The sequence below is a fragment of the Streptomyces sp. NPDC031379 genome (genome assembly GCF_055569615.1).
Genome location: NZ_JBVIIT010000037.1, coordinates 23,519 through 49,944, shown reverse-complemented (window position 1 = coordinate 49,944; position 26,426 = coordinate 23,519). Strand labels below are relative to the sequence as shown.

The 26,426-nt window shown below is 72.2% G+C and carries 26 protein-coding genes and 1 riboswitch; of the genes, 19 read left to right on the top strand and 7 right to left on the bottom strand.

The window, feature by feature from the left end; genetic code table 11:
* Positions 1–272 precede the first annotated feature (272 nt).
* Positions 273–434: riboswitch (cyclic di-AMP (ydaO/yuaA leader) on the top strand.
* A 12-nt stretch (positions 435–446) separates the two neighbouring features.
* Complete coding sequence (locus tag ACZ5CW_RS37820; protein WP_468609730.1) at positions 447–1,202, top strand: M23 family metallopeptidase; 756 nt, start codon at positions 447–449, stop codon at positions 1,200–1,202.
* A 198-nt stretch (positions 1,203–1,400) separates the two neighbouring features.
* Positions 1,401–2,087, top strand: coding sequence for a GntR family transcriptional regulator (locus ACZ5CW_RS37815; RefSeq protein ID WP_468609728.1), 687 nt, complete (start codon positions 1,401–1,403; stop codon positions 2,085–2,087).
* Between the two features lie 205 nt (positions 2,088–2,292).
* Here the strand turns inward: ACZ5CW_RS37815 and ACZ5CW_RS37810 are convergent, their stop codons facing one another.
* Positions 2,293–2,574 (bottom strand): HPr family phosphocarrier protein, encoded by a 282-nt coding sequence (locus ACZ5CW_RS37810; RefSeq protein WP_365763238.1) that lies wholly within the window; start codon positions 2,572–2,574, stop codon positions 2,293–2,295.
* Between the two features lie 177 nt (positions 2,575–2,751).
* Here ACZ5CW_RS37810 and ACZ5CW_RS37805 point away from each other — a divergent pair, with 177 nt between their 5' ends.
* The 4 genes from ACZ5CW_RS37805 to ACZ5CW_RS37790 all read left to right on the top strand — a co-directional run bounded on the left by ACZ5CW_RS37805 (position 2,752) and on the right by ACZ5CW_RS37790 (position 8,607).
* Positions 2,752–5,667: a bifunctional acetate--CoA ligase family protein/GNAT family N-acetyltransferase gene (locus ACZ5CW_RS37805; protein WP_468609726.1), complete on the top strand. Its 2,916-nt coding sequence runs from the start codon at positions 2,752–2,754 to the stop codon at positions 5,665–5,667.
* Positions 5,668–6,110: 443 nt separating this feature from the next.
* On the top strand, positions 6,111–6,698 hold the full coding sequence (locus tag ACZ5CW_RS37800; protein WP_468609724.1) for a DUF5998 family protein: 588 nt from the start codon (positions 6,111–6,113) through the stop codon (positions 6,696–6,698).
* Positions 6,698–7,888: an alkaline phosphatase family protein gene (locus ACZ5CW_RS37795; protein ID WP_468609722.1), complete on the top strand. Its 1,191-nt coding sequence runs from the start codon at positions 6,698–6,700 to the stop codon at positions 7,886–7,888. The genes ACZ5CW_RS37800 and ACZ5CW_RS37795 overlap by 1 nt, the downstream gene beginning before the upstream one ends.
* 68 nt (positions 7,889–7,956) lie before the next feature.
* Positions 7,957–8,607 carry a thymidine kinase gene (locus tag ACZ5CW_RS37790; RefSeq protein WP_468609720.1) on the top strand — a complete coding sequence of 217 codons (651 nt, stop codon included), beginning with the start codon at positions 7,957–7,959 and terminating at the stop codon, positions 8,605–8,607.
* 87 nt (positions 8,608–8,694) lie between these two features.
* Here the strand turns inward: ACZ5CW_RS37790 and ACZ5CW_RS37785 are convergent, their stop codons facing one another.
* Positions 8,695–9,507 (bottom strand): VOC family protein, encoded by an 813-nt coding sequence (locus ACZ5CW_RS37785; protein ID WP_468609718.1) that lies wholly within the window; start codon positions 9,505–9,507, stop codon positions 8,695–8,697.
* 319 nt (positions 9,508–9,826) lie between these two features.
* On the opposite strand from ACZ5CW_RS37785, the gene ACZ5CW_RS37780 reads away from it, so the two are divergent.
* On the top strand, positions 9,827–10,678 hold the full coding sequence (locus ACZ5CW_RS37780) for a sulfurtransferase (RefSeq protein WP_468609716.1): 852 nt from the start codon (positions 9,827–9,829) through the stop codon (positions 10,676–10,678).
* 65 nt (positions 10,679–10,743) lie between these two features.
* Here ACZ5CW_RS37780 and sepH read toward each other — a convergent pair whose 3' ends face one another.
* Positions 10,744–11,784, bottom strand: coding sequence for a septation protein SepH (gene sepH / locus ACZ5CW_RS37775; protein WP_468609714.1), 1,041 nt, complete (start codon positions 11,782–11,784; stop codon positions 10,744–10,746).
* 491 nt (positions 11,785–12,275) lie between these two features.
* On the opposite strand from sepH, the gene ACZ5CW_RS37770 reads away from it, so the two are divergent.
* Complete coding sequence (locus ACZ5CW_RS37770; protein WP_468609711.1) at positions 12,276–13,070, top strand: hypothetical protein; 795 nt, start codon at positions 12,276–12,278, stop codon at positions 13,068–13,070.
* Here ACZ5CW_RS37770 and ACZ5CW_RS37765 read toward each other — a convergent pair.
* The gene (locus tag ACZ5CW_RS37765) at positions 12,994–14,313 is read right to left on the bottom strand and encodes a D-arabinono-1,4-lactone oxidase (protein WP_468609709.1); all 1,320 of its coding nucleotides are present in this window, start codon (positions 14,311–14,313) and stop codon (positions 12,994–12,996) included. The two genes, ACZ5CW_RS37770 and ACZ5CW_RS37765, sit on opposite strands and share 77 nt — an antisense overlap.
* Positions 14,273–15,511 (bottom strand): MFS transporter, encoded by a 1,239-nt coding sequence (locus ACZ5CW_RS37760; RefSeq protein WP_468609707.1) that lies wholly within the window; start codon positions 15,509–15,511, stop codon positions 14,273–14,275. The genes ACZ5CW_RS37765 and ACZ5CW_RS37760 overlap by 41 nt, the downstream gene beginning before the upstream one ends.
* Positions 15,512–15,683: 172 nt before the next feature.
* Here ACZ5CW_RS37760 and ACZ5CW_RS37755 point away from each other — a divergent pair, with 172 nt between their 5' ends.
* Both ACZ5CW_RS37755 and ACZ5CW_RS37750 read left to right on the top strand, forming a co-directional pair.
* Positions 15,684–16,811 carry a ferrochelatase gene (locus ACZ5CW_RS37755; protein ID WP_468609705.1) on the top strand — a complete coding sequence of 376 codons (1,128 nt, stop codon included), beginning with the start codon at positions 15,684–15,686 and terminating at the stop codon, positions 16,809–16,811.
* Between the two features lie 8 nt (positions 16,812–16,819).
* Positions 16,820–17,635 (top strand): inositol monophosphatase family protein, encoded by an 816-nt coding sequence (locus ACZ5CW_RS37750; protein WP_468609703.1) that lies wholly within the window; start codon positions 16,820–16,822, stop codon positions 17,633–17,635.
* A gap of 76 nt (positions 17,636–17,711) precedes the next feature.
* Here ACZ5CW_RS37750 and ACZ5CW_RS37745 read toward each other — a convergent pair whose 3' ends face one another.
* Entirely contained in the window at positions 17,712–17,885 is a 174-nt protein-coding gene (locus tag ACZ5CW_RS37745) for a hypothetical protein (RefSeq protein WP_173456694.1), read from the bottom strand.
* Positions 17,886–18,300: 415 nt separating this feature from the next.
* On the opposite strand from ACZ5CW_RS37745, the gene ACZ5CW_RS37740 reads away from it, so the two are divergent.
* From ACZ5CW_RS37740 to ACZ5CW_RS37725, 4 genes are all read left to right on the top strand, one after another.
* The gene (locus ACZ5CW_RS37740; RefSeq protein ID WP_003993508.1) at positions 18,301–18,954 is read left to right on the top strand and encodes a response regulator transcription factor; all 654 of its coding nucleotides are present in this window, start codon (positions 18,301–18,303) and stop codon (positions 18,952–18,954) included.
* A 6-nt stretch (positions 18,955–18,960) separates the two neighbouring features.
* The gene (locus ACZ5CW_RS37735; protein ID WP_468609701.1) at positions 18,961–20,208 is read left to right on the top strand and encodes a sensor histidine kinase; all 1,248 of its coding nucleotides are present in this window, start codon (positions 18,961–18,963) and stop codon (positions 20,206–20,208) included.
* A gap of 392 nt (positions 20,209–20,600) precedes the next feature.
* Positions 20,601–20,897, top strand: a complete 297-nt coding sequence (locus tag ACZ5CW_RS37730; protein ID WP_003997302.1) for a DUF4193 domain-containing protein — start codon at positions 20,601–20,603, stop codon at positions 20,895–20,897.
* A gap of 13 nt (positions 20,898–20,910) precedes the next feature.
* The gene (locus ACZ5CW_RS37725; protein ID WP_468609698.1) at positions 20,911–21,825 is read left to right on the top strand and encodes a hypothetical protein; all 915 of its coding nucleotides are present in this window, start codon (positions 20,911–20,913) and stop codon (positions 21,823–21,825) included.
* On the opposite strand, the gene ACZ5CW_RS37720 is transcribed toward ACZ5CW_RS37725, so the two are convergent.
* A complete protein-coding gene (locus tag ACZ5CW_RS37720) occupies positions 21,822–22,286 on the bottom strand; it encodes a DUF3093 domain-containing protein (RefSeq protein ID WP_468609696.1) in 465 nt (154 codons plus the stop codon). The two genes, ACZ5CW_RS37725 and ACZ5CW_RS37720, sit on opposite strands and share 4 nt — an antisense overlap.
* A gap of 58 nt (positions 22,287–22,344) precedes the next feature.
* Here ACZ5CW_RS37720 and ACZ5CW_RS37715 point away from each other — a divergent pair, with 58 nt between their 5' ends.
* The 5 genes from ACZ5CW_RS37715 to ACZ5CW_RS37695 all read left to right on the top strand — a co-directional run bounded on the left by ACZ5CW_RS37715 (position 22,345) and on the right by ACZ5CW_RS37695 (position 26,325).
* Complete coding sequence (locus ACZ5CW_RS37715; RefSeq protein WP_468609694.1) at positions 22,345–22,929, top strand: PaaI family thioesterase; 585 nt, start codon at positions 22,345–22,347, stop codon at positions 22,927–22,929.
* A complete protein-coding gene (gene dut / locus ACZ5CW_RS37710) occupies positions 22,926–23,477 on the top strand; it encodes a dUTP diphosphatase (protein WP_468609692.1) in 552 nt (183 codons plus the stop codon). The genes ACZ5CW_RS37715 and dut overlap by 4 nt, the downstream gene beginning before the upstream one ends.
* A gap of 1 nt (position 23,478) precedes the next feature.
* On the top strand, positions 23,479–24,243 hold the full coding sequence (locus ACZ5CW_RS37705; protein WP_468609690.1) for a DUF3710 domain-containing protein: 765 nt from the start codon (positions 23,479–23,481) through the stop codon (positions 24,241–24,243).
* A 150-nt stretch (positions 24,244–24,393) separates the two neighbouring features.
* On the top strand, positions 24,394–25,563 hold the full coding sequence (locus tag ACZ5CW_RS37700; RefSeq protein WP_468609688.1) for an alginate lyase family protein: 1,170 nt from the start codon (positions 24,394–24,396) through the stop codon (positions 25,561–25,563).
* Positions 25,564–25,632: 69 nt separating this feature from the next.
* Positions 25,633–26,325 (top strand): ABC transporter ATP-binding protein, encoded by a 693-nt coding sequence (locus ACZ5CW_RS37695; protein ID WP_468609686.1) that lies wholly within the window; start codon positions 25,633–25,635, stop codon positions 26,323–26,325.
* Positions 26,326–26,426 lie beyond the last annotated feature (101 nt).

Here is a 26,426-nt window from a genome sequence, read left to right as displayed (position 1 = left end):
GGGAGGGGAGAGCGGGGTGTGGGGGGGGGGGGGGGGGGGGGGGGGGGGGGGGGGGGGGGGGGGGGGGGTGTGGGGTGCCCCTTGCAACCCGGCGTCCCCCCGGGGCCCCCTGCTGTTCCACTCGCTTCCTCAGATGCCCGATTTGGGGCGGAGGTTGCCTGTCTGCCCTGTGGGATGCGCTACAAAACCCCGGATCCGTTTGAGGATTGAAAGCAGGCTTTCGTAGCGTCGTCCGGGCTGTTCGTCGGGCAGTGCGCCGCATCCGCGGCACCGGACAGCCATCGCCGAGTCCCCGTACGGCGCGAGCCAGGGGAGCCGGGGACCCATCGTCCCCTGGGGTGAATCGGGCGCCCGCGCGAAAGCGAGGGGGCCCGTAGGAGACCTTCCTGCTCCGAACCCGTCAGCTAACCCGGTAGGCGAGAGGGAAGGAAAGGACCAGCCACTTCATGGCGTTCATGTGCGCCACCGGGAAGCACCGCAAGCCCGGCCGGGTCAAGCGGACCACCGCTCAGGCGGCCGGTATCGCGGCCCTCACCACCACCGGCGTCGTCGGCACCCTCGCCGCCTCCCCGGCGCTCGCCGCCGAGAACTCCGTGGAGCAGACCGGTCTCACGCCCGTTCTCACCGCGAGCGACGACGTGGCCGAGCAGATCGACGCGCAGGCCGCCGCCCAGAAGCAGGCCGCCCAGGAGAGGGCGGCCGAGGAGGCCGCGGCCAAGGCGGCCGCCGAGGACGTCAAGCGGGAGCGCGAGGCCCGGGCCCGAGCCGCCCGCGAGGCCGAGCGCAAGCGCCTGAACGCCTTCGTCGCCCCGATCCCGCATTCCTACGTCTCCACGGCCTACCAGGCCAGCAGCTCCCTGTGGTCCTCCGGCTCGCACACCGGCATCGACTTCCACGCCGCCAGCGGCACGTCCGTCCACGCGGTCGGCTCCGGCACCGTGGTCTCCACCGGCTGGGGCGGCGCGTACGGCAACCAGATCGTGATCCGGATGGCCGATGGCATGTACACCCAGTACGGTCACCTGTCGTCCATCGGCGTCACCGTGGGCCAGAAGGTCATCCCGGGCCAGCCGATCGGCCTGTCCGGCGCGACCGGCAACGTCACCGGCCCGCACCTCCACTTCGAGGCCCGGACGACCCCCGAGTACGGATCGGACATCGACCCCGTGGCCTACCTCCGCAAGCACGGCGTCAACGTCTGACCCTCCGTCGCACGGCACGCGAAGCCCCGGCTCATCGAACCGGGGCTTTCGTCGTTTTTCGCAGTGTCCGCCGGGCCCGTTGTCCAAAAAATATCCATGGATTCCGGCCCGCCGTCGGAAATTCCGGCTCATTGCAATAGAGTCACGGAACACACGTCCATCGTCGACGTTTCACGGGGATAAAGGCGGAGGTCGGGCATGCGTATTCCGGCGCACTCGGTGTGCACGGCGATCCGGGACGACATCGTCGCGGGTGTCTACGAGCGCGGCGGCCGCCTCACCGAGGAAGTCCTGGCCCGCCGCTACGGCGTCTCGCGCGTTCCCGTCCGCGAGGCCCTGCGCACGCTGGAGGCGGAGGGCTTCGTGGTGACCCGCCGGCACGCGGGCGCGTGCGTGGCCGAGCCCACCGAGCAGGAGGCCGCCGACCTGCTGGAGATGCGCATGCTCCTGGAACCGCTCGGAGCGGCGCGGGCCGCACAACGGCGCACCGAGGCCCATCTCAAGGTGCTGCGCGGCCTGGTCCGGCTGGGCCAGGAGCGGGCCAGGAGGGGGAACAGCGAGGATCTGCGCTCGCTGGGCGGCTGGTTCCACGAGACGCTCGCCCAGGCCTCCGGCAGCCCCTCGCTGACCTCGATGCTCACCCAGCTGCGCCACAAGATCGCCTGGATGTACGCGGTGGAGGCGCCGTCGAGCCCGCTGGAGTCCTGGGCGGAGCACGGCGCGATCGTGGATGCGGTGGCGCGCGGCGACGGCGAGCGCGCGCGGGCGGTCACGGCGCTGCACGCCGAGCGCGCGGCGGCCGTGCACCGCCTGCGTTTTTCCGGCGCCGCAGAGCGTGTGAGGACTTCGCAACATGCCGTAAACATGTCGGGCCAGCGGCATTAACACGGGCGCCGTATACAAAGAAGGGTTATTCGGGGGCGGAGTATTTTCCGCTGCCCGAATTCCGTTGCGCCGTAATTGGCGAGAGGGCTCCACGTGCCTGTCGGCCGTAAATCGGCGATGAATGGAGCGGGCGGTGCGGCGCAAACGGCGAAGCCGCGCCGCCCATAAGGGCGGACGCGGCTCCGGAGTCGGGCGCGCGAGGCGCTCAGACGGTTTCGGGCAGCTCTTCCAGGCCCTCGGCGACCAGCTTGGCCAGACGGTCCAGGGCGGCGTCCGCGCCCTCGGCGTCGGAGGCGAGGACGATCTCCTCGCCACCCTGGGCGCCCAGGCCCAGGACGGCCAGCATGGAGGCCGCGTTGACGGGGTTGCCCCCGGCCTTGGAGATCGTCACCGGGACGCCTGCGGCCGTGGCGGCTCGGACGAAGATGGAGGCGGGACGGGCGTGGAGGCCCTCGGCCCAGCCGACGTTGACGCGGCGCTCAGCCATGTGTTGCTGCCCTTCAGTCTTCAGGGTTGTCTAGACCAGTTTCCCATATCGCGAAGCATGCCCGGAGCGGACCTTCGTCCCCTCCGGTGTGTCGCCGGACCGCGGCCTCGGTCCGGCTTGTCGTCCTCCACAGACTGCCTCGCGCCGTTGTCGTACGCGAGCCGTACTCTGGGGCCCATGCAGACCCCGGCGGACCGGCAGGACCGGCACGAGTACCCCGCCCACTGGGAGGCGGACGTGGTGCTGCGCGACGGGGGCACCGCGCGCGTCAGGCCCATCACCGTCGATGACGCCGACCGCCTGGTCAGCTTCTACGAACAGGTCTCGGACGAGTCGAAGTACTACCGCTTCTTCGCGCCGTACCCCCGGCTCTCCGCCAAGGACGTCCACCGCTTCACGCACCACGACTTTGTGGACCGGGTGGGACTCGCGGCCACCATCGGCGGCGAGTTCATCGCCACCGTACGCTACGACCGCATCGGCACCGACGGGATGCCCGCCTCCGCGCCCGCCGACGAGGCCGAGGTCGCCTTCCTGGTGCAGGACGCCCATCAGGGCCGCGGGGTCGCCTCCGCCCTGCTGGAGCACGTCGCGGCCGTCGCCCGGGAGCGGGGCATCCGCCGCTTCGCCGCCGAGGTGCTGCCCGCCAACACCAAGATGATCAAGGTGTTCACGGACGCCGGCTACACCCAGAAGCGCAGCTTCGAGGACGGCGTCGTACGTCTGGAGTTCGACCTCGAACCCACCGACCGCTCCCTCGCCGTGCAGCGCGCGCGGGAGCAGCGCGCCGAGGGCCGCTCGGTACGACGGCTCCTCGTGCCCGGCTCCGTGGCGGTCGTCGGCGTCGGCCGCACCCCCGGCGGGGTCGGCCGCAGCGTCCTCGGCAACATCCGGGACGCCGGCTACCCCGGCCGCCTGCATGCCGTGAACAAGGCCTTCCCCGAGGACCTCGAGGAGGTCGACGGGGTGCCCGCCCACCGCTCGGTGCGGGACATCGAGGGGCATGTCGACCTCGCCGTCGTCGCCGTGCCCGCCGAGCACGTGCCCGCCTCGGTCGCCGAGTGCGGCGAGCACGGCGTCCAGGGGCTCGTCGTACTCTCCGCCGGATACGCCGAGAGCGGCCCCGAAGGGCGCGAACGGCAACGGGCCCTCGTCCGGCAGGCGCGCGCGTACGGCATGCGGATCATCGGCCCCAACGCCTTCGGGATCATCAACACCGCCCCGGACGTCCGGCTGAACGCCTCCCTCGCCCCGGAGATGCCCCGCCCCGGCCGCATCGGTCTGTTCGCCCAGTCCGGCGCCATCGGCATCGCCCTGCTCTCCCGGCTGCACCGACGCGGGGGAGGGGTCACCGGGGTCACGGGCGTGTCCACCTTCGTGTCCGCCGGCAACCGCGCCGACGTCTCCGGCAACGACGTCCTCCAGTACTGGTACGACGACCCCGAGACCGACGTCGTCCTCATGTACCTGGAGTCCATCGGCAACCCCCGCAAGTTCACCCGGCTCGCCCGGCGGACGGCGGCGGCCAAGCCGCTGGTCGTGGTGCAGGGGACGGGGGCCGCGCCGCAGGGCCACGCGGTGCGCGCCACGCGGCTGCCGCACGCGACCGTCTCCGCGCTGCTCCGGCAGGCCGGGGTGATCCGGGTCGACACGATCACCGAACTGGTCGACGCGGGCCTGCTGCTCGCCCGGCAGCCGCTGCCCGCCGGACCGCGCGTGGCGATCCTCGGCAACTCCGAGTCGCTGGGCGTGCTGACCTACGACCGCTGTCTCGCGGAGGGGCTGCGGCCTTCGCGGCCGCTGGACCTGACGACCGGGGCGACGGCGGAGGACTTCCACCGGGCGCTGGGCGCCGCGCTGGCGGACGACACGTGTGACGCCGTCGTGGTCACCGCCATCCCCGCCATCGGCGAGCGCTCGCCGGATGATGCGGAGCTGGCGGAGGCCCTGCGGTCGGCCGCGGCGGCCGTGCCGGGCAAGCCGGTGCTGGTGGTGCACGTGGAGCTGGGAGGGCTCGCCGAGGCGTTGTCGGCTGCGGCGAGCACCGCGCCCCAGGCCGTCGCCAAGGCACCCGGCACCGAGGGCGGTGCCCGGAACGCCCCGCCTCCGGCCCCGGCGGAGCGGGGGGAGCCCCGGCGCCCCGCGGAACGGCCGCCCACCGCGCGGGCGGCAACCGGAAACGGCGAACCCGGGCCCACCCCCGCGGTCGCGCCGGCTCCGCCGGAGGGCACCCGGCTCATCCCCGCCTACCCCGCCGCCGAGCGCGCCGTCCGGGCCCTGGCCGAAGCCGTCAGGTACGGGCAGTGGCGGCGGGAGGCCATGGACCCGGGGAAGGTGCCGGAGTACGACGACATCGACGAGAAGGGGGCCGCCCGGCTGATCGGGGACCTGCTCGCGCGCGGGGAGGGACTCACCATCCCCGCCGCGGAGACCTGCGAGCTGCTCGCGAGGTACGGCGTCCCCGTCCGCCAGGCGCTCCCGGCGCCCACCCCGGACGCCGCCGCCGAGGCCGCCCGCGCCCTCGGCTATCCCGTGGCCCTGAAGGCGACCGCCCCCCATCTGCGGCACCGGGCCGACCTGGGCGGCGTACGCCTGGACCTCGCGGACGAGGAGCAACTGCGCCGGGCCTACGCCGAGTTGACCGAGCTGTTCGGGGCGGCGGAGGGGTTGCGGCCGGTGGTGCAGGGCATGGCACCGCGCGGGGTCGACACGGTCGTACGGGCCGTGATCGATCCGGCGGCCGGGGCGGTGCTGTCCTTCGGGCTGGCCGGGGCCGCCTCGCAGCTGCTCGGGGACATGGCGCACCGGCTGGTCCCGGTCACCGACCGGGAGGCCACCTCGCTCGTGCGGTCGATCCGCACGGCACCGCTGCTGTTCGGCTGGCGCGGCTCCACGCCGGTCGACACCCCCGCGCTGGAGGAGCTGCTGCTGCGCGTCTCCCGGCTCGTGGACGACCACCCGGAGGTGGTCGCCGTCACCCTGGAGCCGGTCGTCGTCGCCCCGCACGGCGTGAGCGTCCTCGGCGCCACCGTACGGCTCGCACCGCCGCCCGCCCGTGACGACCTCGGCCCCCGCACGCTGCCGGCCTACTGAGCGGAGGGGAGGGGGCCGCACGGAGATCGCCGGCCGGCGGCTGCCCGAGGGCTGCCGGCGGGACCGGGGGGATCCTCCGGCACGGCGGGCAGCCGCGGCCGGCCGCCGGGCACGACCTCACGCACCACCACGGCTCGGAGGCCGTCTCCACCGACCCGGATCTCGTCCCGTGCCCCTCCGCCTCTCAGGACGCCGCCTTCCGCGCCCCACCGCCGAGGAGAGGGCGCGTCCGCGGGAAGCGCCGGGCGCGCGGCACCGTCCGTCGTGGTCGCGTCGGAGGCGGACGCCGACGGCTCCGGACCCGCTTCCCGCCCCATCGCCGCGGGGGGACCGGACATCCTGCCGGGACTCGTCCGGCGGCGCGCACCCGAGCGGGCGCAGGGCGCCCCCCGGTCCCCGCGACTGGCCCGGAGCGCCCTTGCCCACGGATTAAGATGGACGCCATGGCCAAGACCAGTACGACGACCCAGGGGCTGCGCGCGGCGATCGAGCGCAGCGGCTACTACCCGGCCCTCGTGGCCGAGGCGGTGGAGGCCGCTGTGGGCGGCGAGCCCATCCGGTCGTACCTGGTCCACCAGGAGACCACGTTCGACCAGAACGAGGTGCGCCGACACGTGACCGTGCTGGTCCTCACCGGCAACCGCTTCATCGTGAGCCACACCGACGAGCAGGCCGCCGACACCACCTCCCCGACGCCGTACGCCACGACGTCCACCGAGTCCGTGAAGCTCGGCCGCATCTCCTCGGTCGTGGTCAGCCGCGTGGTCGCGAACCCGGAGCAGTACACGCCGGGCACGCTGCCCCGCGAGATCGTGCTGACCATCGGCTGGGGCGCGGTGAGCCGCATCGACCTGGAGCCCGCCGCCTGCGGCGACCCCAACTGCGACGCCGATCACGGCTACACGGGCAGCTCCACGGCGGACGACCTCAGCCTGCGCGTGAGCGAGGCGGGGGACGGCCCGGAGACGGTGCGCCAGGCGCTCGCCTTCGCTCAGGCCATCTCGGAGGCGACCGCGGACGTCACGCGCTGATGTCCCAGCTCTCCGCCTGGGACCACCCGGAACCGCTCGCCCTGGACACCGCGCCGCTGCCCGAGTACGGCACCGGCTCCCTCGCCGACCTGCTGCCCACCCTGGCCGCAGGGACAGGCGTCCCCGGCCTGACCGCCACGATCGAGGAACTGACCGCGGCCGACCGGGTCTGTGTCTTCCTGATCGACGGCCTCGGCTGGGAGCAGCTGCGGGCGCACCCCGACGAGGCGCCGTTCCTGACCTCGCTGCTCGGCAGCTCCCGCGGCGGCACCGGCCGCCCCCTCACCACCGGCTATCCGGCCACCACCGCGACCTCGCTGGCCTCCGTCGGTACCGGCCTGCCGCCGGGCCTCCACGGCCTGCCCGGGTACACCGTCCGCAACCCGGCCACCGGCGAGCTGATGAACCAGCTGCGCTGGCAGCCGTGGGCCCCGCCGCACCCCTGGCAGCCGTATCCCACCGTCTTCCAGCTGGCGCACGAGGCGGGGGTGCACGCCGCCCAGGTGTCCTCGCCCGCCTTCGCGCAGACCCCGCTCACCAAGGTCGCGCTCAGCGGCGGCACCTTCCACGGCCGGCTGTCCGGCGAGGAGCGCATGGACCTCGCGGCCGAGCAACTGGCCGCCGGGGACCGCTCGCTGGTGTACACGTACTACGCCGAACTGGACGGCGCCGGGCACCGCTACGGCGTCGCCTCCGACACCTGGCGCGGCCAGCTCATGTACGTCGACCGGCTCGCCCAGCGCCTCGCCGAGCAACTGCCGCCGCGCAGCGCGCTCTACGTCACCGCCGACCACGGCATGGTCGACATCCCGTTCGACGAGGAGCACCGCATCGACTTCGACACGGACTGGGAGCTGCGCGCCGGGGTCGCCCTGCTGGGCGGCGAGGGACGGGCCCGGCACGTGTACGCGGTGCCGGGCGCCGAGAACGACGTCCTGACCGTCTGGCGCGAGGTGCTCGGCGAGCAGTTCTGGGTGGCGTCGCGGGACGAGGCGATCGCGGCGGGCTGGTTCGGTCCGCGCATCGACGAGCGCGTGTACGCGCGGCTCGGGGACGTGGTCGCGGCCGCGCACGACGACGTCCTGATCACCGCCTCCGAGCGGGAGCCCAAGGAGTCGGCGCTGGTCGGCAACCACGGATCGATGACCCCCGCCGAGCAGCTGGTCCCGCTGCTCGAAGTACGCTCCTGAACCGCCCTCCGCACGACCGCTCGATGAACCACTCGTCGAACGACTCACCGAAAGGTGCTCAACTCCTCATGCCCGAGCTGGTGTTCTTCTCCGGAACGATGGACTGCGGGAAGTCGACGCTGGCTCTGCAGATCGAGCACAACCGCTCCGCCCGGGGCCTCGTCGGAATGATCTTCACCCGGGACGACCGGGCGGGCGAGGGCAAGCTGTCCTCCCGGCTGGGCCTGGTCACCGACGCGGTGGAGGTCGAGGACGGCCAGGATCTCTACGCCTACATCGTCGAGCACCTCTCCCAGGGCGGCCGCGCGGACTACGTGATCGCCGACGAGGCGCAGTTCCTCGCGCCCGGGCAGATCGACCAGCTCGCGCGCGTGGTGGACGATCTCGGGCTCGACGTCTACGCCTTCGGGATCACCACCGACTTCCGCTCCAAGCTCTTCCCCGGCTCGCAGCGGCTGGTGGAGCTGGCCGACCGCATCGAGGTGCTCCAGGTGGAGGCGCTGTGCTGGTGCGGCGCCCGCGCCACCCACAACGCCCGCACGATAGACGGTGAGATGGTCGTCGAGGGCGCCCAGGTGGTCGTCGGCGATGTCAACCAGTCCGCGGGCAAGGTCGGCTACGAGGTGCTGTGCCGCCGCCACCACCGGCGCCGGATGACCGCCGCGTCGGCCCGCGCGGCGGCCCTCTCCCCGGACGTCCTGCCCGTGGCGCCCGCCTGAGAATCCGCCCGCGGCATCTGGGCCCCAGGTGCCCGGCGCGGGTCCTGGATCACCGAATGCCCCGGGGTGCCCGGCGCGACTCCTGGATCACCAGGATGCCGTGGCGCTCAGCACGGGTCCCTGGATCACCGAGAACTCGGCTCCCTCCGGGTCCGCCACCGTCGCCACCCGGCCGTGCAGGCTGTCGCGGGCCGGCCTGAGCACCCGGCCGCCGAGGTTCACGACCTGCCGCAGCGCCGCGTCGGCGTCGGCGACCGTGAAGTACGTCCGCCAGTACGACCCCCGGTCCCGGGGCAGTGCGTGGCCCACGCCGTGCAGCCCCGCCACCGGACGGCCGCCGAGGTGCAGCGTCACGTAGTCGAAGTCGGCGGACACCACCGGCTCCTCCTCGTAACCGAACACGCTCGCGTAGAACTTGGCGATGCTCTCGGTCTCGAAGGTGAGCAGCTCGTTCCAGGCGGGCGTGCCGGGCACACCGGTGATCGCCGTCCCGAGATGCGCGGCGCCCTGCCAGATCCCGAACACCGCCCCGGAGGGGTCGGAGGCGATGGCCATCCGCCCGGCCTCGGCGGCGTCGATCGGGCCGACCGCCACCGTGCCGCCGCACAGCCGTACCGTGTCCGCGGTCCGGTCCACGTCGTCCGAGGCGAGGTACGGCGTCCAGGCGATCGGCAGCCGGCGGTCCGAGGGCAGCTGGCCCATGCCCGCCACCTCCCGGCCGTCGAGCAGGGCTCGCACGTAGGGGCCGAGCTGCTGCGGGCCCGGCCGGAACTCCCAGCCGAACAGCTCACCGTAGAACTCCTCGGTGGCGGCCAGGTCGTGCACCATCAGGCTCACCCAGCAGGGCTCGCCGGGCGCGCGCCGCGCGTGCGGACCGGCCGACTCCCGTGCCTCGGTCATCGATCACTCTCTCCCCGGCCCCTCACGGTGGCCGTGTCGCTTCCGCTCCCCGGAAGGGTGTCCACGCCGACCGCGTGCACGCCCGTGCCGGTGCCCGCATCCTCCCCGGTGCCGTCTGTCCGGCCGCGTCACCGCCCGGCGGTGTCACGAGGGGAATGCCTGAACTGCCGTCGTTCGCCACTTGCTGACGATGCCGTCGGGTGTCCGCCGGCTGTACAGCACGTGCTCGATCCCGTACGCCACGTGATCGAGCCTGTCCGGCCGAGCAGAGTAGCCGGACCTGGACGCCGCGGCCACCCCTGGCGTATGGATGGACGCCATGACAGTCATCATCAGCGCAACCGAACTCGCACACGAGCTGACCGGCGCGAACCCGCCGGTGCTGCTGGACGTCCGCTGGCAGCTGAGCGTGGCGAAGGCGGCGGGCGCGCCGCCCTTCGACGGACGGGCCGAGTACGCGGCCGGGCACCTCCCCGGCGCGGTCTTCGTCGACCTCGACCGGGAACTGGCCGCCACGCCGGGCACGAACGGCCGCCACCCGCTGCCCGACCTCGCGGAATTCGGTGCCGCGATGCGCCGAGCGGGCGTGTCGGCGGGCCGGCCGGTCGTCGTGTACGACGGCGGGCAGGGCTGGGCGGCCGCGCGGGCGTGGTGGCTGCTGCGCTGGACGGGTCACCCGGACGTGCGGGTCCTCGACGGCGGGTTGGCGTCCTGGGAGGGCGAGCCGTCCACGGAGGTGCCCGAGCCGGCCGAGGGCGACTTCGTGCCGGAGCCGGCCGCCGCGGGACTGCTGGACGCGGACGCGGCCGCGGCGCTGGCCCGCACGGGTGTGCTGCTGGACGCGCGCGCGGGTGAGCGGTACCGCGGTGAGGTGGAGCCGATCGACCGGGTCGGCGGCCACATTCCGGGCGCGGTGTCGGCGCCGACGACGGAGAACGTGGGTCCCGACGGCCGCTTCCTGCCCGCGGCGGAACTCAGGGACCGCTTCAAGGCCCTGGGCGTCTCGCAGGACACCGAGGTCGGCGTGTACTGCGGTTCGGGCGTCTCCGGCGCCCACGAGGTGCTCGCGCTGGCCGTGGCGGGCATTCCGGCGGGTCTGTACGCCGGCTCGTGGTCCGAGTGGTCCTCGGACCCGTCCCGCCCGGTGGCGGTGGGCGCGGACCCGCAGTAGGGAGATCAGGCCGGAGGGGAGGGCACGCGTGCGCGTGCCCTCCCCTCCGTAGGTCCGGCGGCCGGTTACTCCTGCTTCTTGCGGCGTGTGCCGAAGACGATCTCGTCCCAGCTCGGCACGGCGGCGCGGCGGCCGGGGCGGACGCCGTCGGCCTCGGCCTGGCGGTCGGTGGACCCGATGAGCCGGTCGCGGTGGCTGCCGACCGAGCGGGGCATGAGGACGTCGGCGTAGGCCGAACCGGCCGAGGCGGCGGGCGCCGGGGGTTCTTCCTCCACGGGTTCCTCGGCGGGTTCCTCCGGGGTCTCCGACGGGCGTTCCGGCACCACCAGGTCGCCCCGGAAACTCGGCACGGCCTCCAGCAGGCTGGTCAGCGAGTCGCGCTCACCCGTGCTCTCCTCGGGCGGCTCGGACGGCTGCGCGGGCAGGCTGGGCCGCTCCCGGTCGCCCCGGTCCAGGGCGCGGTCCATCGACCGCTCGCGCGGCAGCCGGGCGATGCGCGGGACGAACGGGAAGCTCGGCTCGGGCACGGCGAGGTCGTCGGACTCGCCGATCAGCGAGCGCGCCTCGTCGTCCACGGCCTGGACGAGCCGCCGGGGCGGGTCGTACGTCCAGCTCGCCGAGTGAGGTTCGCCCGCGACCCGGTAGACGAGCAGCACCTCCCAGGTGCCGTCGTCGCGCCGCCAGGAGTCCCACTGCACGGTGTCCTTCTCGGCGCCGCGCAGCAGCAGTCGCTCCTGGACCGTCTCGCCGAGCAGGGGGCCGGAGTTCTCGCCGGGACGGCGGACCGGGGTCTTACGGGCGCGCTCGGCCATGAAGGCGCGTTCGGCCAGCACGGGACCCTCGAAGCGCCGCACCCGGTCGACGGGGATGCCCGCGAGCTGTGCGACCTCTTCCGCCGTGGCACCGGCGCGTATACGGGCCTGGATGTCGCGGGGCCGGAGATGGCTCTCGACCTCGATCTCGATCTGGCCGAGGCGGGGCCGGTCGCCGCGCACGGCGGCTCGCAGCCGCTCGTCGATCGGAAGCGTGTACTCCGTAGAGTCGGCAGCCTTCAGCACCAGTCGTGTGCCGTCATTCGAGACGGCCACGACACGCAGTTCGGGCATGGGGACCTCCCGGGTGGTGCCTGCCGACGTCACGTGCGTCGCTGCTTCCGCTAGTCGAGTGTGGCCTGCCCGGGTGCAGCCTGCCACAACCTTGCCGAGTTGCCCGGCGTGTCGGGCACGGGCCCTGGACCGCCGTTATGGCACGGTTACCTGTTCGCAACGCTAAGTGACCAACTCCGTCACCCTGTGCAACTTGCCCCCTCCCGGCGGTCCTGCAAGGCCGCGGGCACCCTGGTGGGAGACCGGACCCAGGGCTCGCAACAGTACTCCATTCGGACCACGTGCGTGGATTGGCGCGCCGCCCAACTTCTGGCAAGGCGTGCGACTTGGCCGTCCGCAACCGGTTTTGTCGATCACGAACGTGGCGAACTTCACGCAATCCCCAGAAACGGAACTAATGGTTTCGTCTGTACGTCCCTTTCTGGTGCGGCCGATCGGTCAATGTCGTCAACTAGGCCGTCAAGTACGGGAAAGGCAGGCAAGTTCCGGGTATGCGCAAGACGCCCGACGCGGGTCGGAAACGGATCGACCTGAACGTCCCCCAGGTCGCCGGCGGTGCCCTCGCCGCGGTCGTGGCGGCCAAACTCGCTTCGTACTTCGGGGTGTACGGCACGATCCTCGGCGCCGGAGTCGTGAGCGTCGTGGCGACCTGCGGCGGCACGGTGTTCCAGCACTTCTTCAAACGGACCGGGGAGCAGTTGAAGGAGAAGGCCGCGGTGGCCGCCCGGCCGCGGGGGCCGAAGGCGCCGCCTCCTTCCGGCGGGTTCACCGAGGGCACCGTCTACCGCGCGCGGGCGAAGAGCGTCCGGCGCCCGGTCCTCGCGGCCGCCGTCGTCTTCGGCGTCACCATGGCCGGCATCACCGCGTACGAGCTGGTGTCCGGCGACAGCTTCAGCGGCGGCCGGGGCACCACGGTGAGCGACGCCGTCACCGGCCGCGGCTCCTCCTCCGTGAAGTCCGGCTCCACGGAACCAGGTTCTTCGCCGTCCGGGTCGGCGGAGTCGGGTTCCCCGGGGTCCGGTTCCTCGAATTCCGGGGAAGGCGCGTCCCCTTCGCCGTCCTCCGGTACGTCCGACGGCCACCGGTCCGGGACCGGCGCGGGGGCGGCCGGCGGCGGGACGCCCGAGTCCGGCGACCCGGCCGGCACGGGGCCGGACGCCGACCCGAGTCCGTCCCCGACCCCCACGCCCAGCGGGTCCGCCGCGACGCCTACGCCCCCAGAACCCTCCGCAAGTAGTCGTTCTGGAACAGCCGTTCCGGGTCGAGACGGTCCCTCAGCGCCGTGAACTCGCCGAAGCGCGGGTACACACGGCCGAAGTACTCGGCGTCCCGCGTGTGCACCTTGCCCCAGTGCGGCCGGCCCTCGTGCGCGGTGAAGATGCGCTCGGCGGCGGTGAAGTAGGCCTGGTACGGGGTGCCCCGGAACATGTGCACGGCGATGTAGGCGCTGTCCCGGCCGGAGGCGGTGGACAGTGTGATGTCGTCGGCCGGGGCGGTGCGCACCTCCACCGGGAAGCTGACGCGCAGGCCCGAGCGGTCGACCATGGCCTTCAGTTCGCGCAGCGTCTCCACCAGGGCCGCACGCGGAACGGCGTACTCCATCTCGACGAAGCGCACCCGGCGCGGGGAGGTGAAGACCTTGTAGGGGATGTCCGTGTACGTCCGTGCGGACAGCGCCCTGCTGGAGATCCGCGCGATCGCGGGGACGGTGGCGGGAGCGGCGCGGCCGACCCACTGGGCCACCTGGAAGACGCCGTTGGAGAGGAACTCGTCCTCGATCCAGCCGGCCAGCTGCCCCACGGGCTGCTCGGGTCCGGCGCTGCGGTTGTTGCGCTTGGTGTTGGTGCTGCCGGTGTGCGGGAACCAGTAGAACTCGAAGTGCTCGTTCTCGGCCCACAGCTGATCGAACTCGGCGAGGACCCGCTCGAAGGGCATCGGTTCCTCGCGCGCGGTGAGCAGGAACAGGGGCTCCACGGCGAAGGTGATCGCGGTGACGATGCCGAGGGCGCCGAGGCCCATTCGGGCGGCCGCGAAGACCTCGGGATTCTCCTTCTCGGAGCAGGTGAGCACCGAACCGTCGGCCGTGACGAGTTCGAGTCCCTTGATCTGGGCGGCGATGGAGCCGGACTCGCGGCCCGTGCCGTGCGTACCGGTGCTGGTGGCCCCCGAGACGGTCTGCTCCATGATGTCGCCCATGTTGGTGAGCGACAGCCCCTCGCGCGCGAGAGCCGCGTTGAGTCTCTTGAGCGGGGTGCCCGCCTCGACCGTGACGGTCATGGACTCCCGGTCGATCCCGCGGATGCCGGTCAGCAGGTGAGGGCGGATCATCACACCGTCGGTCGCGGCGATCGACGTGAAGGAGTGGCCGGTTCCGACCGCCTTCACCCTCAGGCCGTCCTCCCGTGCCCGGCGCACCGCCGCGGCCAGCTCCTCCACGGAGGCCGGCGCGATCTGCCGGGCGGGCCGGGCGGAGACGTTTCCGCCCCAGTTACGCCAGGTGCCGTTCTTCGCGCTCGCTGTGGTGCTCAACGGTGCCTCCCCGCCCCGCGGCCGGCCTGCGGAGCCGGCGGTACCCGAGGAAACCGACCGCGACCGCGACGGCTCCGGACACGACCGGAACCCCGTACCCCGCACGCGCCCCGGCTGCGTCGATCACCCAGCCGGCCACGGAGGAGCCGAGCGCGACGCCGACCGCGAGGCCGGTGCTCACCCAGGTCATGCCCTCGGTCAGCTGCGCGCGAGGTACGTGCTCTTCGATCAGGGACATCGTCGTGATCATCGTCGGTGCGATGGACAACCCCGCAACGAACAGCGCCACGGCCAGAAGCGGCAGGTTTCCGACCAGTAGGAGGGGGATCATACTCACGGCCATCGCCGCCACGCCCAGCAGCCAGCGACGTTGCGGCGCCCCGGCGAACCGCATCAGCCCGAAGACGACCCCGGCCACGCAGGAACCGGCCGCGTACAGGGCGAGGACCACGCTCGCCGCGCCCTTGTGGCCGCGCTCGTCGGCGAAGGCGACGGTGACCACGTCCACCGCCCCGAAGATCGTCCCGGTGGCCACGAACGTGGCCACCAGCACCTGGAGTCCGGCCGAGCGCAGGGGGCTGCCGCCGCCGTGGTGCTCGCGCGGGTGCGGCTCCGGCTCCGTGGCGCGCTGGGTGGTGAGCCAGAAGACGCCGGCCGCCAGGAAGCAGCCGGCCAGCAGGGGCCCCGCCTCCGGGAACCAGGCCGTGGAGAGTCCGATGGAGATGATCGGGCCGAAGATGAAGCAGACCTCGTCGACGACCGACTCGAACGAGTACGCGGTGTGCAGCTTCGGGGTGCCCCGGTAGAGCGCCGCCCAGCGGGCCCGGATCATCGCGCCCAGGCTCGGCACCGAGCCGATCCCGGCGGCGCACGCGAACAGCACCCCGTCCGGCCACCGGAAGTGGGCGGCGAGCAGCAGCCCGGCGGCCGCGGTGAGGGCCACCAGGGTCGCCGGACGCAGCACCCGACGCTGTCCGTGCTGGTCCACCAGCCGGGATATCCGCGGTCCGATCGCCGCCGCGGACAGCGCGACGGTGGCCGACAGGGCACCCGCGAGCCCGTAGCGCCCGGTCAGCTGGGAGACCATCGTGACCACGCCGATGCCCATCATCGACAGCGGCATCCTGCCGAGGAACCCCGCGGCGGAGAAGGCCTTGGTGCCGGGTTCGGCGAACAGGGCTCTGTAGGGGCTGGGCACGTGGTCTCCGAGGCGGCTAGGTAAGGCGCGAATGCGGCTGATACAGCTTACGAGTTAGGGCACCCTAATTGCACCAGGTCCAACGGCGGGAAAAACCGCCCAAAACCATCTGGAACCCGACTCTTCACCCGGCTGTTTCCCGGCTGTCAGCACCGGGTGGCAGGATCAAGACATGCCAGACGCGCTCGATGCCACCCCGTACGACGCCCTGCTCCTGCTCTCCTTCGGCGGCCCCGAAGGCCCGGACGACGTGGTCCCGTTCCTGGAGAACGTCACGCGCGGGCGAGGCATCCCGAAGGAACGCCTGAAGGAAGTCGGTCAGCACTACTTCCTGTTCGGCGGGGTCAGCCCCATCAACGACCAGAACCGCGCCCTGCTGGACGCCCTGCGCAAGGACTTCGCCGAGCACGGCCTGGACCTGCCGGTCTACTGGGGCAACCGCAACTGGGCGCCGTACCTGACGGACACCCTGCGCGAGATGGTCGCCGACGGCCGCCGCCGCATCCTGGTGCTCGCCACCAGCGCCTACGCCTCCTACTCGGGCTGCCGCCAGTACCGCGAGAACCTCGCCGACGCGCTGGCCGCCCTCGAGGCCGACGGCCTGGAGCTGCCCGAGATCGACAAGCTGCGGCACTACTTCAACCACCCCGGCTTCGTCGAGCCCATGATCGACGGCGTGCTGCGCTCCCTCGCCGACCTCCCCGAGGACGTCCGTGACGGCGCCCACATCGCCTTCACCACCCACTCCATCCCGACCTCCGCCGCCGACACCTCCGGCCCGGTCGAGACCCACGGCGAGGGCGGCGCCTACGTCGAGCAGCACCTGGACGTGGCCCAGCTGATCGCCGACGCCGTCCGCGAGCGCACCGGCGTCGACCACCCCTGGCAGCTCGTCTACCAGTCCCGCTCGGGAGCCCCGCACATCCCGTGGCTGGAGCCGGACATCTGCGACCACCTCGAGGAGCGGCACGCCGCGGGCGCCCCGGCCGTCGTCATGGCCCCCATCGGCTTCGTCTCCGACCACATGGAGGTCCTCTACGACCTCGACACCGAGGCCACGGCCAAGGCCGAGGAGCTGGGGCTGCCGGTGCGCCGTTCGGCCACCGTGGGCGCCGACCCGCGGTTCGCCGCCGCCGTCCGCGAGCTGATCGTGGAGCGCGCCGTCGTGGAGCGCGGGCAGCAGGTCACCCCCTGCGCCCTGGGCGCCCTCGGCCCGAGCCACCACCTCTGCCCGGTCGGCTGCTGCCCGGCCCGTGCCCCCCGCCCGGCCGCGGCCGGCGCCGACAGCCCCTACGCGTGAGGAGACCCGTGACCGACGCCCTGCACCGGGACCTGCTCGACCTGGCCCAGGAGGCCGCCCGCCGCGCCGGCGAGCTGCTGCGGGACGGCCGCCCGGCCGACCTGGCCGTGGCGAGGACCAAGTCCAGCCCCATCGACGTCGTCACCGAGATGGACATCGCGGCGGAGAAGCTGATCACCGACCTGATCTCCGGCCGGCGCCCCGACGACGGCTTCCTCGGCGAGGAGGGCGCCTCCGTGGCGGGCACGAGCGGTGTCCGCTGGGTGATCGACCCGCTCGACGGCACCGTCAACTACCTGTACGGCCTGCCGACCTGGGCGGTGTCCATCGCGGCCGAGCAGGACGGCGAGACCGTCGTCGGGGTCGTCGCGGCGCCCATGCGCGGCGAGACGTACCACGCCGTGCGCGGCGGCGGCGCGTGGGCCACGGGCGCGTGGCAGGGCGAGCGGGCGCTCACCTGCCGCCCCGCGCCCCCGCTGGACCAGGCACTGGTCTCCACCGGCTTCAACTACGTCGCCGAGGTCCGCGCCCACCAGGCCGAGGTGGCCGGCCGGATCGTCCCGCTGCTCCGGGACATCCGGCGCGGCGGCTCGGCGGCGATCGACCTGTGCGACGTGGCCTGCGGCCGGCTCGACGGGTACTACGAGCGGGGACTCAACGCGTGGGACTTCGCCGCGGGGGACCTGATCGCCCGGGAAGCGGGCGCCCTGACCGGTGGACGGCCCGGAGAGCGCCCGTCACGTGACCTCACGGTCGCCGGTACGCCAGGGGTCTTCGAGCCCCTCCAGCGGCTGCTGGAGGACTTCGGGGCCTGGCACGACTGACCGCCGCGCGGCAGCCGCACGCAAAAGGACCCCGGCGCTGGATTCGCCGGGGTCCCTTCTTGCGCTTTCGGGCCGATCAGACGCGTGACGCGCCGACCTCCACACCGTGTTCGGCGGCAAGGCGTCGCAGGTCGTCCAACTCTGCCTGCTCCACCTCGGCGAGGAAGTCGTCGCCCTCGTCACGAGCCCGCGACAGGTCGGACTCGGTCGCCTTTATGCGCTGCAGAAGTCCTGCGGTGAAAGCGTCCATGCTGCGCCCCCTCGTCCTGGGTCGTGGGTCGGGTGGCACGGGGGTGTGCCTGTTGAGAAGGGGCGATCACGTCTTACGTAGGTGCCCAGCGCTGCCCGGCTGGGCGGCGACGGTGCCGGACACCCACGCCCGCCCTGCGGAAGCGGACCGCGGAGTACCGCATGGTGCTGCGGCACATGCAGAGCGTGATCGCGGGGTGTAAAGCCGTCCTCCCCCCACTCCCTTCGCCGGAAACCTCAACCGGAGGAGAAAATCTCGTCATCCCGTCCCGCAACCCCGGTCCCTGCGGTCCGGACCTCGCCTTACAGCCGACTTACGGCCGAAAAGGGCAGGATGGAGGTCGCATCCACGAACACCCCTGCCCGCACGCGCCCACGGCGCGCTACGCGGGTGGACATGAGGAAGGACAAGCGACGTGCGCGTACTCGTCGTCGAGGACGAGCAACTGCTCGCCGATGCGGTGGCCACCGGACTGCGCCGGGAGGCCATGGCCGTCGACGTCGTGTACGACGGTGCGGCCGCCCTGGAGCGCATCGGCGTCAACGACTACGACGTGGTCGTCCTCGACCGCGACCTCCCGCTCGTGCACGGCGACGACGTCTGCCGCAAGATCGTGGAACTGGGCATGCCCACGCGCGTGCTCATGCTCACCGCGTCCGGCGACGTCAGCGACCGCGTCGAGGGCCTGGAGATCGGCGCCGACGACTACCTGCCCAAGCCGTTCGCGTTCAGCGAGCTGATCGCGCGCGTGCGCGCCCTCGGCCGCCGTACGAGCGTGCCCCTGCCGCCGGTCCTGGAGCGGGCCGGCATCAAGCTCGACCCCAACCGCCGCGAGGTCTTCCGCGACGGCAAGGAGGTCCAGCTCGCGCCCAAGGAGTTCGCCGTCCTGGAGGTGCTGATGCGCAGCGAGGGTGCGGTCGTCTCCGCCGAGCAGCTGCTCGAGAAGGCGTGGGACGAGAACACCGACCCCTTCACCAACGTGGTGCGCGTGACGGTGATGACCCTGCGCCGCAAGCTGGGCGAGCCGCCCGTCATCGTCACGGTCCCCGGCTCCGGCTACCGGATCTGATCACCCGTGGCCGCGACGCCGGCGCCGCCCCAGGCGCCCCCGAAACCCACCTGGGACCCCAGGAGGCCGCAGCCCACCTTCCCGTGGCTGCGCCCGACCATCCGGATACGGCTCACGCTGCTCTACGGCGGCATGTTCCTGATCGCCGGCATCCTGTTGCTGTCGATCATCTACCTGCTGGCCGCGCAGGCGATCAGCAGCGGCAACCAGCCGCTGTTCAAGATCGTGAGCTTCCAGCAGCTGAAGGTCTCCAGCGACAACTGCCCCGCGATCAACACGACCGCCCTGTCGTTGCAGGACTTCAACGACGCGATCAGCCGGTGCGTCGACAACCAGCGCCAGGCGGCCCTGGACAACCTGCTCAGCCGGTCGCTGCTGGCCCTGCTCGGCCTCGCCGTGATCGCCTTCGCGTTCGGCTACGCGATGGCCGGCCGTGTGCTGTCCCCGCTCGGCCGGATCACCCGCACCGCCCGCCAGGTGGCCGGATCGGACCTGTCCCGCCGGATCGAGCTGGACGGCCCGGACGACGAGCTGAAGGAGCTGGCGGACACCTTCGACGACATGCTGGAGCGCCTGGAGCGGGCCTTCACCGCCCAGCAGCGTTTCGTGGGCAACGCCTCCCACGAGCTGCGCACGCCCCTGGCGATCAACCGCACGCTGCTGGAAGTGCACCTGTCCGACCCGAACGCGCCGATGGAGCTGCAGCAGCTCGGCAAGACGCTGCTGGCCACCAACGAGCGCAGCGAGCAGCTCGTGGAGGGCCTGCTGCTGCTCGCCCGCAGCGACAACCAGATCGTCGAGCGCAAGCCGGTCGACCTGGCCGAGGTGGCCACCCAGGCCATCGACCAGGTGCACGCCGAGGCCGAGGCCAAGGGCGTCAAGATCCGCGGCGAGCGAAAGCCGGCCGTGGTGCAGGGCAACGGCGTGCTGCTGGAGCGGATCGCGCTGAACCTCGTACAGAACGCGGTGCGCTACAACATGGCCGAGGACGGCTGGGTCGAGGTCGCCACCGAGGTCCAGCACGGGCAGGCGGTGCTCACCGTGTCGAACACCGGGCCGGTCGTACCGGCCTACGAGATCGACAACCTCTTCGAGCCCTTCAGGCGGCTCCGCACGGAGCGCACGGGCAGCGACAAGGGGGTGGGTCTCGGCCTGTCCATCGTCCGGTCCGTGGCCCGCGCGCACGGCGGGCACATCGTGGCGGAGCCCCGTGAGGGCGGTGGCCTGGTGATGCGCGTCACCCTGCCGCAGTGATCGGTGGCGACACACGCGAAGGAAGTTCGCTTTACGCGGAATTTCCAGAGCACCTGAGGAGGTTGTCCCTGTGCGATCGATCACATGGGAGGATTTCCGGACATGCACTCTCCGTGATCATGGCACGTGGTAGAAAGCCGGGAAAGTCCTGGTTTTCAGGGCTCTTGATCACGGGAAGTACACGGGGAGGCGCCTTTGAGGTGCGACATTCGAACCGTGTACGGTCCTCACCGCCATCCAAGCCGATCACTCTTGAGGGGTCGGGTTGGGTGTCGATTGAGTAACAGACCTTGATGTGAGGCAAAATCTCCGCCTCAGGTCGGGCACAAGTCCGGCCTCTCACGCGTTACGTGCGCTGGAGACACCGCAGACACCCAGAGGGGGAGAGCGATATGGCAACCGATTACGACACTCCACGCAAGACCGACGACGACGTCGACTCGGACAGCCTCGAAGAACTGAAGGCCCGGCGGAACGACAAGTCCACCTCGTCGGTGGACGTCGACGAGTTCGAGGCCGCAGAAGGGCTCGAGCTGCCCGGCGCCGACCTTTCCAACGAGGAGCTGGCCGTCCGTGTCCTGCCCAAGCAGCAGGACGAGTTCACGTGCATGAGCTGCTTCCTGGTGCATCACCGCAGCCAGCTGGCCCGCGAGAAGAACGGTCAGCCGATCTGCCGCGACTGCGACTGAGGGCGGGTCGGCCATGTCTGGCTCGACCCCTCCACGGAAGCGCCGCTTTCCCCTGAGGAAAGCGGACCACGGGCCGTCCGACGGCCCGCACGGCGCGCGTGACGACGAGCGGGGCTCATCCGGTGCGGGAGCCTCGCTCGAACCGGCGGCCGCCGGGGCCGGCGGGCCGGCGCCGGTGGGGCATCCCGCGCCCGTCGCGAGGCGGCGGGCCGCGGTGATGCGCGAGAAGGCCCGGGACATGGCCCGGGAAGGGGCCCGTAGGGGCGGCAGCCGCGCTCGCGCGGGGCTGGCGTACCTCGCGGACCGGATCATCGAGATCGCCCCGCGTATCCCCGTACGCGACCTCGGGACCCTGCGCAGGCAGTTCCCCGGCCTCGGGCCCGAGGAACTCGCCGACAAGCTGGTGGCGGGCGCCGCGGCCGGGACCTCGACGGTCGGGGCCGGCATCGGGGCTGCGGCGATGCTGCCGGTACCACCGGCCATGCCGACCGAGCTGGCCGCGGAGATCACCGGGGTCGCCGCGATCGAGCTGAAGCTCATCGCCGAACTGCACGAGGTCTACGGCGTACGGCCGCCGGGGAACCTCAAGACCCGCAGCACCGCGTATCTGTCCTCCTGGTCGGGGGAGCGCGGGATCGACGTGATGAAGCCGTCGTCGTACGACGCGGCCCTCGGCGGCCGCATGAAGCGCGAACTGCGCCAGCAGATCATGAAGCGGATGGTCCGCGACCTGCCCAACCTGATGCCGTTCATGGTCGGAGCCGCGGTCGGGGCGGCCATGAACCGCCGGGACACCAGGAGACTCGCGGCGCGCATCCGCGCCGACCTGCGCAAGATGCAGGTGCCGTGGGACGAGCTGCCCGAGCTGCCGCCCCTGGAGAAGCCCGCGGAGCCGCTGAGCCTGCGCGACCTTCCCGGACAGCCCTAGGCGTTCGCCGTCCGGGCCGCGTCGATCGCCGCGGCCAGCTTCTCCGGCTCCCGCGTCGACAGGTACAGGTACGGCGTCGGGTCCTCGGGGTCGGTGACCTCCACGCGCAGTGCCGTGGGGATGTAGGCCCGCAGCAGCAGGAAGGCGCGGGTGTCGGCCTTGTACGTCCGCCAGGCGCGGGCCTCCTCCGCGTCCATGATCTCCGACCCGCCCAGCGCCGACACCGGGATCTTCGCCTCGCCCGCGACCAGGCAGTCGCCCACGACCCGGATGCGCGGGGAGCCGTAGGCGCTGGCCACCACCGCCGCGGCCGCCGTGCCGCCGACCAGGCCGCCGAGCAGCGGCAGCGTGCCGAAGGGGAGCAGGATCAGGGCGAACGAGACACCCACCAGGAAGCTGATCAGCCACCACGAGCGGGGGGCGGTGAGGCGTTCTTCGTAAGGGGCGGCGGAATGCTGCATGGAGCCAAGCTTGGCACGGGATCCGGATTACCCCGACGCGCGGGTAAGGTCTGCGCCTGTGAGTGGTAGTTCCGCAGCTCTTCAGCCTCCCGCCGACGCGGTGAAACCGGTACGGCACCCCGACGCGCCCGCGCCCGGGGAACTTCTCGGTGCCCACTACGAGCACTGTTTCGGTTGTGGTCCCGGCCAGCCGCACGGACTGCACCTGGCGGCCCGGGCCGGTGAGGGCGTCTCGCTGACCGCCGAGTTCACCGTCCAGCCCGCCCACCAGGGCGCCCCGGGCCTCGCGCACGGCGGAGTGCTGGCCACGGCCCTGGACGAGACCCTGGGCTCGCTGAACTGGCTGCTGCGGACCATCGCCGTCACCGGCCGGCTGGAGACCGACTTCGCGCGGCCCGTGCCCGTCGGCACCACGCTGCACCTGGAGGCCGAGGTCACCGCCGTGGCCGGACGGAAGATCTACTCCACCGCCACCGGGCGCATCGGCGGCCCCGAGGGGCCCGTCGCCGTCCGCGCCGACGCCCTCTTCATCGAGGTCAAGGTGGACCACTTCATCGACCACGGCCGCGAGGAAGAGATCCAGGCCGCCATGAACGACCCGGACCAGATCCGGCGTGCCCGCGCCTTCGAGGTGAACCCGTGAGCCGAACCCCCCTGAACGTGCTGATCCGGCGCGTCGACCCGGACGTACCGCTTCCGGAGTACGAGCACCCGGGGGACGCCGGCGCCGATCTGCGCACCACCGAGGCCTGTGAACTGATGCCCGGTGAGCGTGCCGTGCTGCCCACGGGTGTGTCGATCGCCCTCCCGGAGGGGTACGCGGCCTTCGTGCACCCGCGTTCCGGCCTCGCCGCCCGCTGCGGCGTGGCCCTCGTGAATGCCCCAGGGACGGTTGACGCCGGGTACCGTGGGGAGATCAAGGTGATCGTGGTGAATCTCGATCCGCGCGAGTCCGTGCGGTTCGAGCGCTTCGACCGGATTGCCCAACTGGTCGTCCAGCAGGTCGAGAGGGTCCGCTTCCAGGAGGTGGCGGAACTTCCCGACTCGGCGCGGGCCGAAGGGGGCTTCGGGTCCACCGGTGGCCATGCCGCGGTGGGCGGCGAGAGCGGCACAAGCGGTCGGGCCGCCGATGGCGGTCCGACGGGTGGGAATCGATACGCTTCGGTCGTATCCGACCGGGAAGGACAGTGACGTGTTCGGACGTCGCAACAAGAAGGGTGCCGCCGAGGACGCGGCCGGCGAGGCCGAGCAGGTCGTCGACAGCGTCGACACCGAGGCGGACGAGACGGAGGAGGCCGGGCGCGAGCGCGTCCGGCTGGAGCCCGAGCCCCGGCCCGACGGGCCGTGGGACAGCAGCGAGGTGGGCGACCCGGGTGAGGGCCGCGTGGATCTCGGCGGGCTGTTCATTCCGGGCGTCGACGGCATGGAGCTGCGGGTCGAGGTCGCCGGTGACGCGATCGTCGCCGCGACCGTCGTGCTGCGCGACAGCGCCATCCAGCTCCAGGCGTTCGCCGCGCCCAAGCGCGAGGGCATCTGGGGCGAGGTCCGCGAGGAGATCGCGGCCGGCATCACCCAGCAGGGTGGCATCGTCGACGAGGTCGAGGGTCCGCTGGGCTGGGAGCTGCGCGCCCAGGTGCCCGTGCAACTGCCGGACGGCACCGGTGGCTTCCAGGTCGTGCGCTTCGTCGGCGTGGACGGCCCGCGCTGGTTCCTGCGCGGTGTGATCTCGGGCCAGGGCGCCGTGCAGCCGCAGGCCGCCGGCCTGCTGGAGCAGATCTTCCGTGACGCGGTCGTGGTCCGCGGCGAGGGCCCGATGGCGCCGCGCGACCCGATCGTCCTCAAGCTGCCCAACGACGCCCAGATGGTCCCCGAGGGCGTCCAGCAGGAGGAGGGCTCGCGCTTCTCCGGCGGCATGGGCCAGCTGCAGCGCGGACCGGAGATCACTGAGGTCCGCTGACACCGGGACGACGAGAGGGCCGCACCCCTTGGGTGCGGTCCTTTTCGCATGCGTGACCCCTTGACGGACGAATGGTCTGTACCTACGGTCTCCGGCCAACGCCTGCGTTCATAAAGGCACTCCGCGTTCACATACGAGAACGGAGTCACCGTGCGTCGTACCCCACTGCTCGCCCTCGTGACCGCGCTCCTGCTGGGTGCTTTCACGGCACCGACCGCCCACTCCGCCCCCGCCGCCTTCGCGCACCCCGGAGTCACCGTCTCCCGGGGGCAGCTCGACTTCGCCCGCGACAAGGTGCTGGCCGGTGCCCAGCCCTGGAAGGGCGCGTACGACCAGATGATGGCGAGCAAGTACGCCGACCTGAACCGCACCCCCACACCCCGGGCCACCGTCGAGTGCGGCTCCTACTCCAACCCCAACTACGGCTGCACCGACGAGCGCGAGGACGCGATCGCCGCCTACACCGACGCCCTCGCCTGGTACATCACCCGGGACGCGCGCTACGCCCAGAAGGCCATCCAGATCATGGACGCCTGGTCGGCCACCATCACCAGCCACACCAACAGCAACGCACCCCTGCAGACCGGCTGGGCGGGCTCCTCCTGGCCCAAGGCCGCCGAGATCATCAAGTACACGTACACCGGCGCCTGGCCGAACTCCGGCCGCTTCGCGACCATGCTCCGCAACGTCTACCTGCCGGTCGTCATCAAGGGCTCCAACTCCAACGGCAACTGGGAGCTGTCGATGACGGAGGCCGCGGTGGGCATATCCGTCTTCCTCGAGGACAAGGCGTCGTACGACACCGCCATGGCGAAGTTCCGCACCCGTACGGCGGCCTACGTCTACCTCGCCTCCGACGGCGACCTGCCGAAGACCGTGCCCAGCCAGAACCTGGACACCCGGGACAAGATCGTCTCCTACTGGCAGGGCCAGTCCACCTTCGTCACCGGGCTCACCCAGGAGACCTGCCGCGACTTCACGCACACCGGCTACGGCATCTCCGCGATCTCCCACATCGCCGAGACCAGCCGGATCCAGGGCCAGGACCTGTACGGCACCGATGTCGGCGAACGCCTGCGGCAGGCGCTCGGCTTCCAGTCCAAGTACCAGCTCGGCACGGCCGCCCCCAGCTGGCTGTGCGGCGGCACCCTCAAGCTCGGACTCGGCCCCGTCACCGAGGTCGGCTACAACGCCCTGCACAACCGCCTCGGCATCGCCATGACCAACACCCAGACGCTGACCCAGGGCAACCGCCCGGCCGGCAGCAACAACCTCTTCGTCGCCTGGGAGACCCTCACCCACGGCGACAACCCGAACTGAACCGTTGAACGGCCGGGCGCCGCACGGGGATACTGGCGCCCGGTCCACGGGGACGACGGGGGAGGCCACATGAGCCAGGTGCTCACCGAGACCATGGTGCGCGTCGAGGACGTCCACAAGTCGTACGGGCGGGGCGCCGCCACCGTGCACGCCCTGCGCGGGGTGTCCTTCGAGGTGCCGCGCGGCGAACTCGTCGCCCTCAAGGGCCGTTCCGGCTCCGGCAAGACCACGCTGCTGAACCTCGTCGGCGGACTCGACACGCCCGACCGGGGCCGGGTCGAGGTCGACGGGCGGCAGCTGCGGGAACTGGGCGAGAGCGAGCTGCTGCGGCTGCGCCGGGACCGGATCGGGTTCGTCTTCCAGTCCTTCGGGCTCATCCCGATCCTCACCGCGGCCGAGAACGTCGGCGTACCGCTGCGGCTGCGCCGCGCCGAGCCACGCGAGCGGGAGGAGCGCGTCGAGCTGCTGCTCTCCCTCGTCGGGCTCGCCGGTCACGCGGCCCAGCGGCCCGGCGAGCTGTCCGGCGGCCAGCAGCAGCGGGTCGCCATCGCCCGCGCCCTCGCCAACCGCCCGGCCCTGCTGATCGCCGACGAGCCGACCGGGCAGCTCGACGCCGAGACCGGGCACGCCGTGATGGAGCTGCTGCGGGCCGTCGTCCGCACCGAGCAGGTCACCGCCCTGGTCGCCACCCATGACGCGACCCTGCTGGACCTCGCCGACCGGGTGCTGGAACTGAGCGACGGCGAGATCACCGAGCACTGAACCGCACGGGCCGCGGGAGGCTCATCAGGGTTGCGTCAAAGTTGCCCTCCGCCGCGGCCCCTGTCCCGTTTGCCGTGATTGCTGGCCGTAAGGTCGACGCT

Bases quoted from the DNA above. Each gene is read 5' to 3' on its own strand.
- ACZ5CW_RS37745 (WP_173456694.1), bottom strand. From the start codon at position 17,885: ATGGACGCTTTCACCGCAGGACTTCTGCAGCGCATAAAGGCGACCGAG.
- ACZ5CW_RS37795 (WP_468609722.1), top strand. From the start codon at position 6,698: ATGTCCCAGCTCTCCGCCTGGGACCACCCGGAACCGCTCGCCCTGGAC.
- ACZ5CW_RS37755 (WP_468609705.1), top strand. From the start codon at position 15,684: ATGCCAGACGCGCTCGATGCCACCCCGTACGACGCCCTGCTCCTGCTC.
- ACZ5CW_RS37810 (WP_365763238.1), bottom strand. From the start codon at position 2,574: ATGGCTGAGCGCCGCGTCAACGTCGGCTGGGCCGAGGGCCTCCACGCC.
- ACZ5CW_RS37730 (WP_003997302.1), top strand. From the start codon at position 20,601: ATGGCAACCGATTACGACACTCCACGCAAGACCGACGACGACGTCGAC.
- ACZ5CW_RS37770 (WP_468609711.1), top strand. From the start codon at position 12,276: ATGCGCAAGACGCCCGACGCGGGTCGGAAACGGATCGACCTGAACGTC.
- ACZ5CW_RS37785 (WP_468609718.1), bottom strand. From the start codon at position 9,507: ATGACCGAGGCACGGGAGTCGGCCGGTCCGCACGCGCGGCGCGCGCCC.
- ACZ5CW_RS37695 (WP_468609686.1), top strand. From the start codon at position 25,633: ATGAGCCAGGTGCTCACCGAGACCATGGTGCGCGTCGAGGACGTCCAC.
- ACZ5CW_RS37725 (WP_468609698.1), top strand. From the start codon at position 20,911: ATGTCTGGCTCGACCCCTCCACGGAAGCGCCGCTTTCCCCTGAGGAAA.
- ACZ5CW_RS37780 (WP_468609716.1), top strand. From the start codon at position 9,827: ATGACAGTCATCATCAGCGCAACCGAACTCGCACACGAGCTGACCGGC.
- ACZ5CW_RS37815 (WP_468609728.1), top strand. From the start codon at position 1,401: ATGCGTATTCCGGCGCACTCGGTGTGCACGGCGATCCGGGACGACATC.
- ACZ5CW_RS37820 (WP_468609730.1), top strand. From the start codon at position 447: ATGGCGTTCATGTGCGCCACCGGGAAGCACCGCAAGCCCGGCCGGGTC.
- ACZ5CW_RS37790 (WP_468609720.1), top strand. From the start codon at position 7,957: ATGCCCGAGCTGGTGTTCTTCTCCGGAACGATGGACTGCGGGAAGTCG.
- ACZ5CW_RS37800 (WP_468609724.1), top strand. From the start codon at position 6,111: ATGGCCAAGACCAGTACGACGACCCAGGGGCTGCGCGCGGCGATCGAG.
- ACZ5CW_RS37805 (WP_468609726.1), top strand. From the start codon at position 2,752: ATGCAGACCCCGGCGGACCGGCAGGACCGGCACGAGTACCCCGCCCAC.
- ACZ5CW_RS37720 (WP_468609696.1), bottom strand. From the start codon at position 22,286: ATGCAGCATTCCGCCGCCCCTTACGAAGAACGCCTCACCGCCCCCCGC.
- sepH (WP_468609714.1), bottom strand. From the start codon at position 11,784: ATGCCCGAACTGCGTGTCGTGGCCGTCTCGAATGACGGCACACGACTG.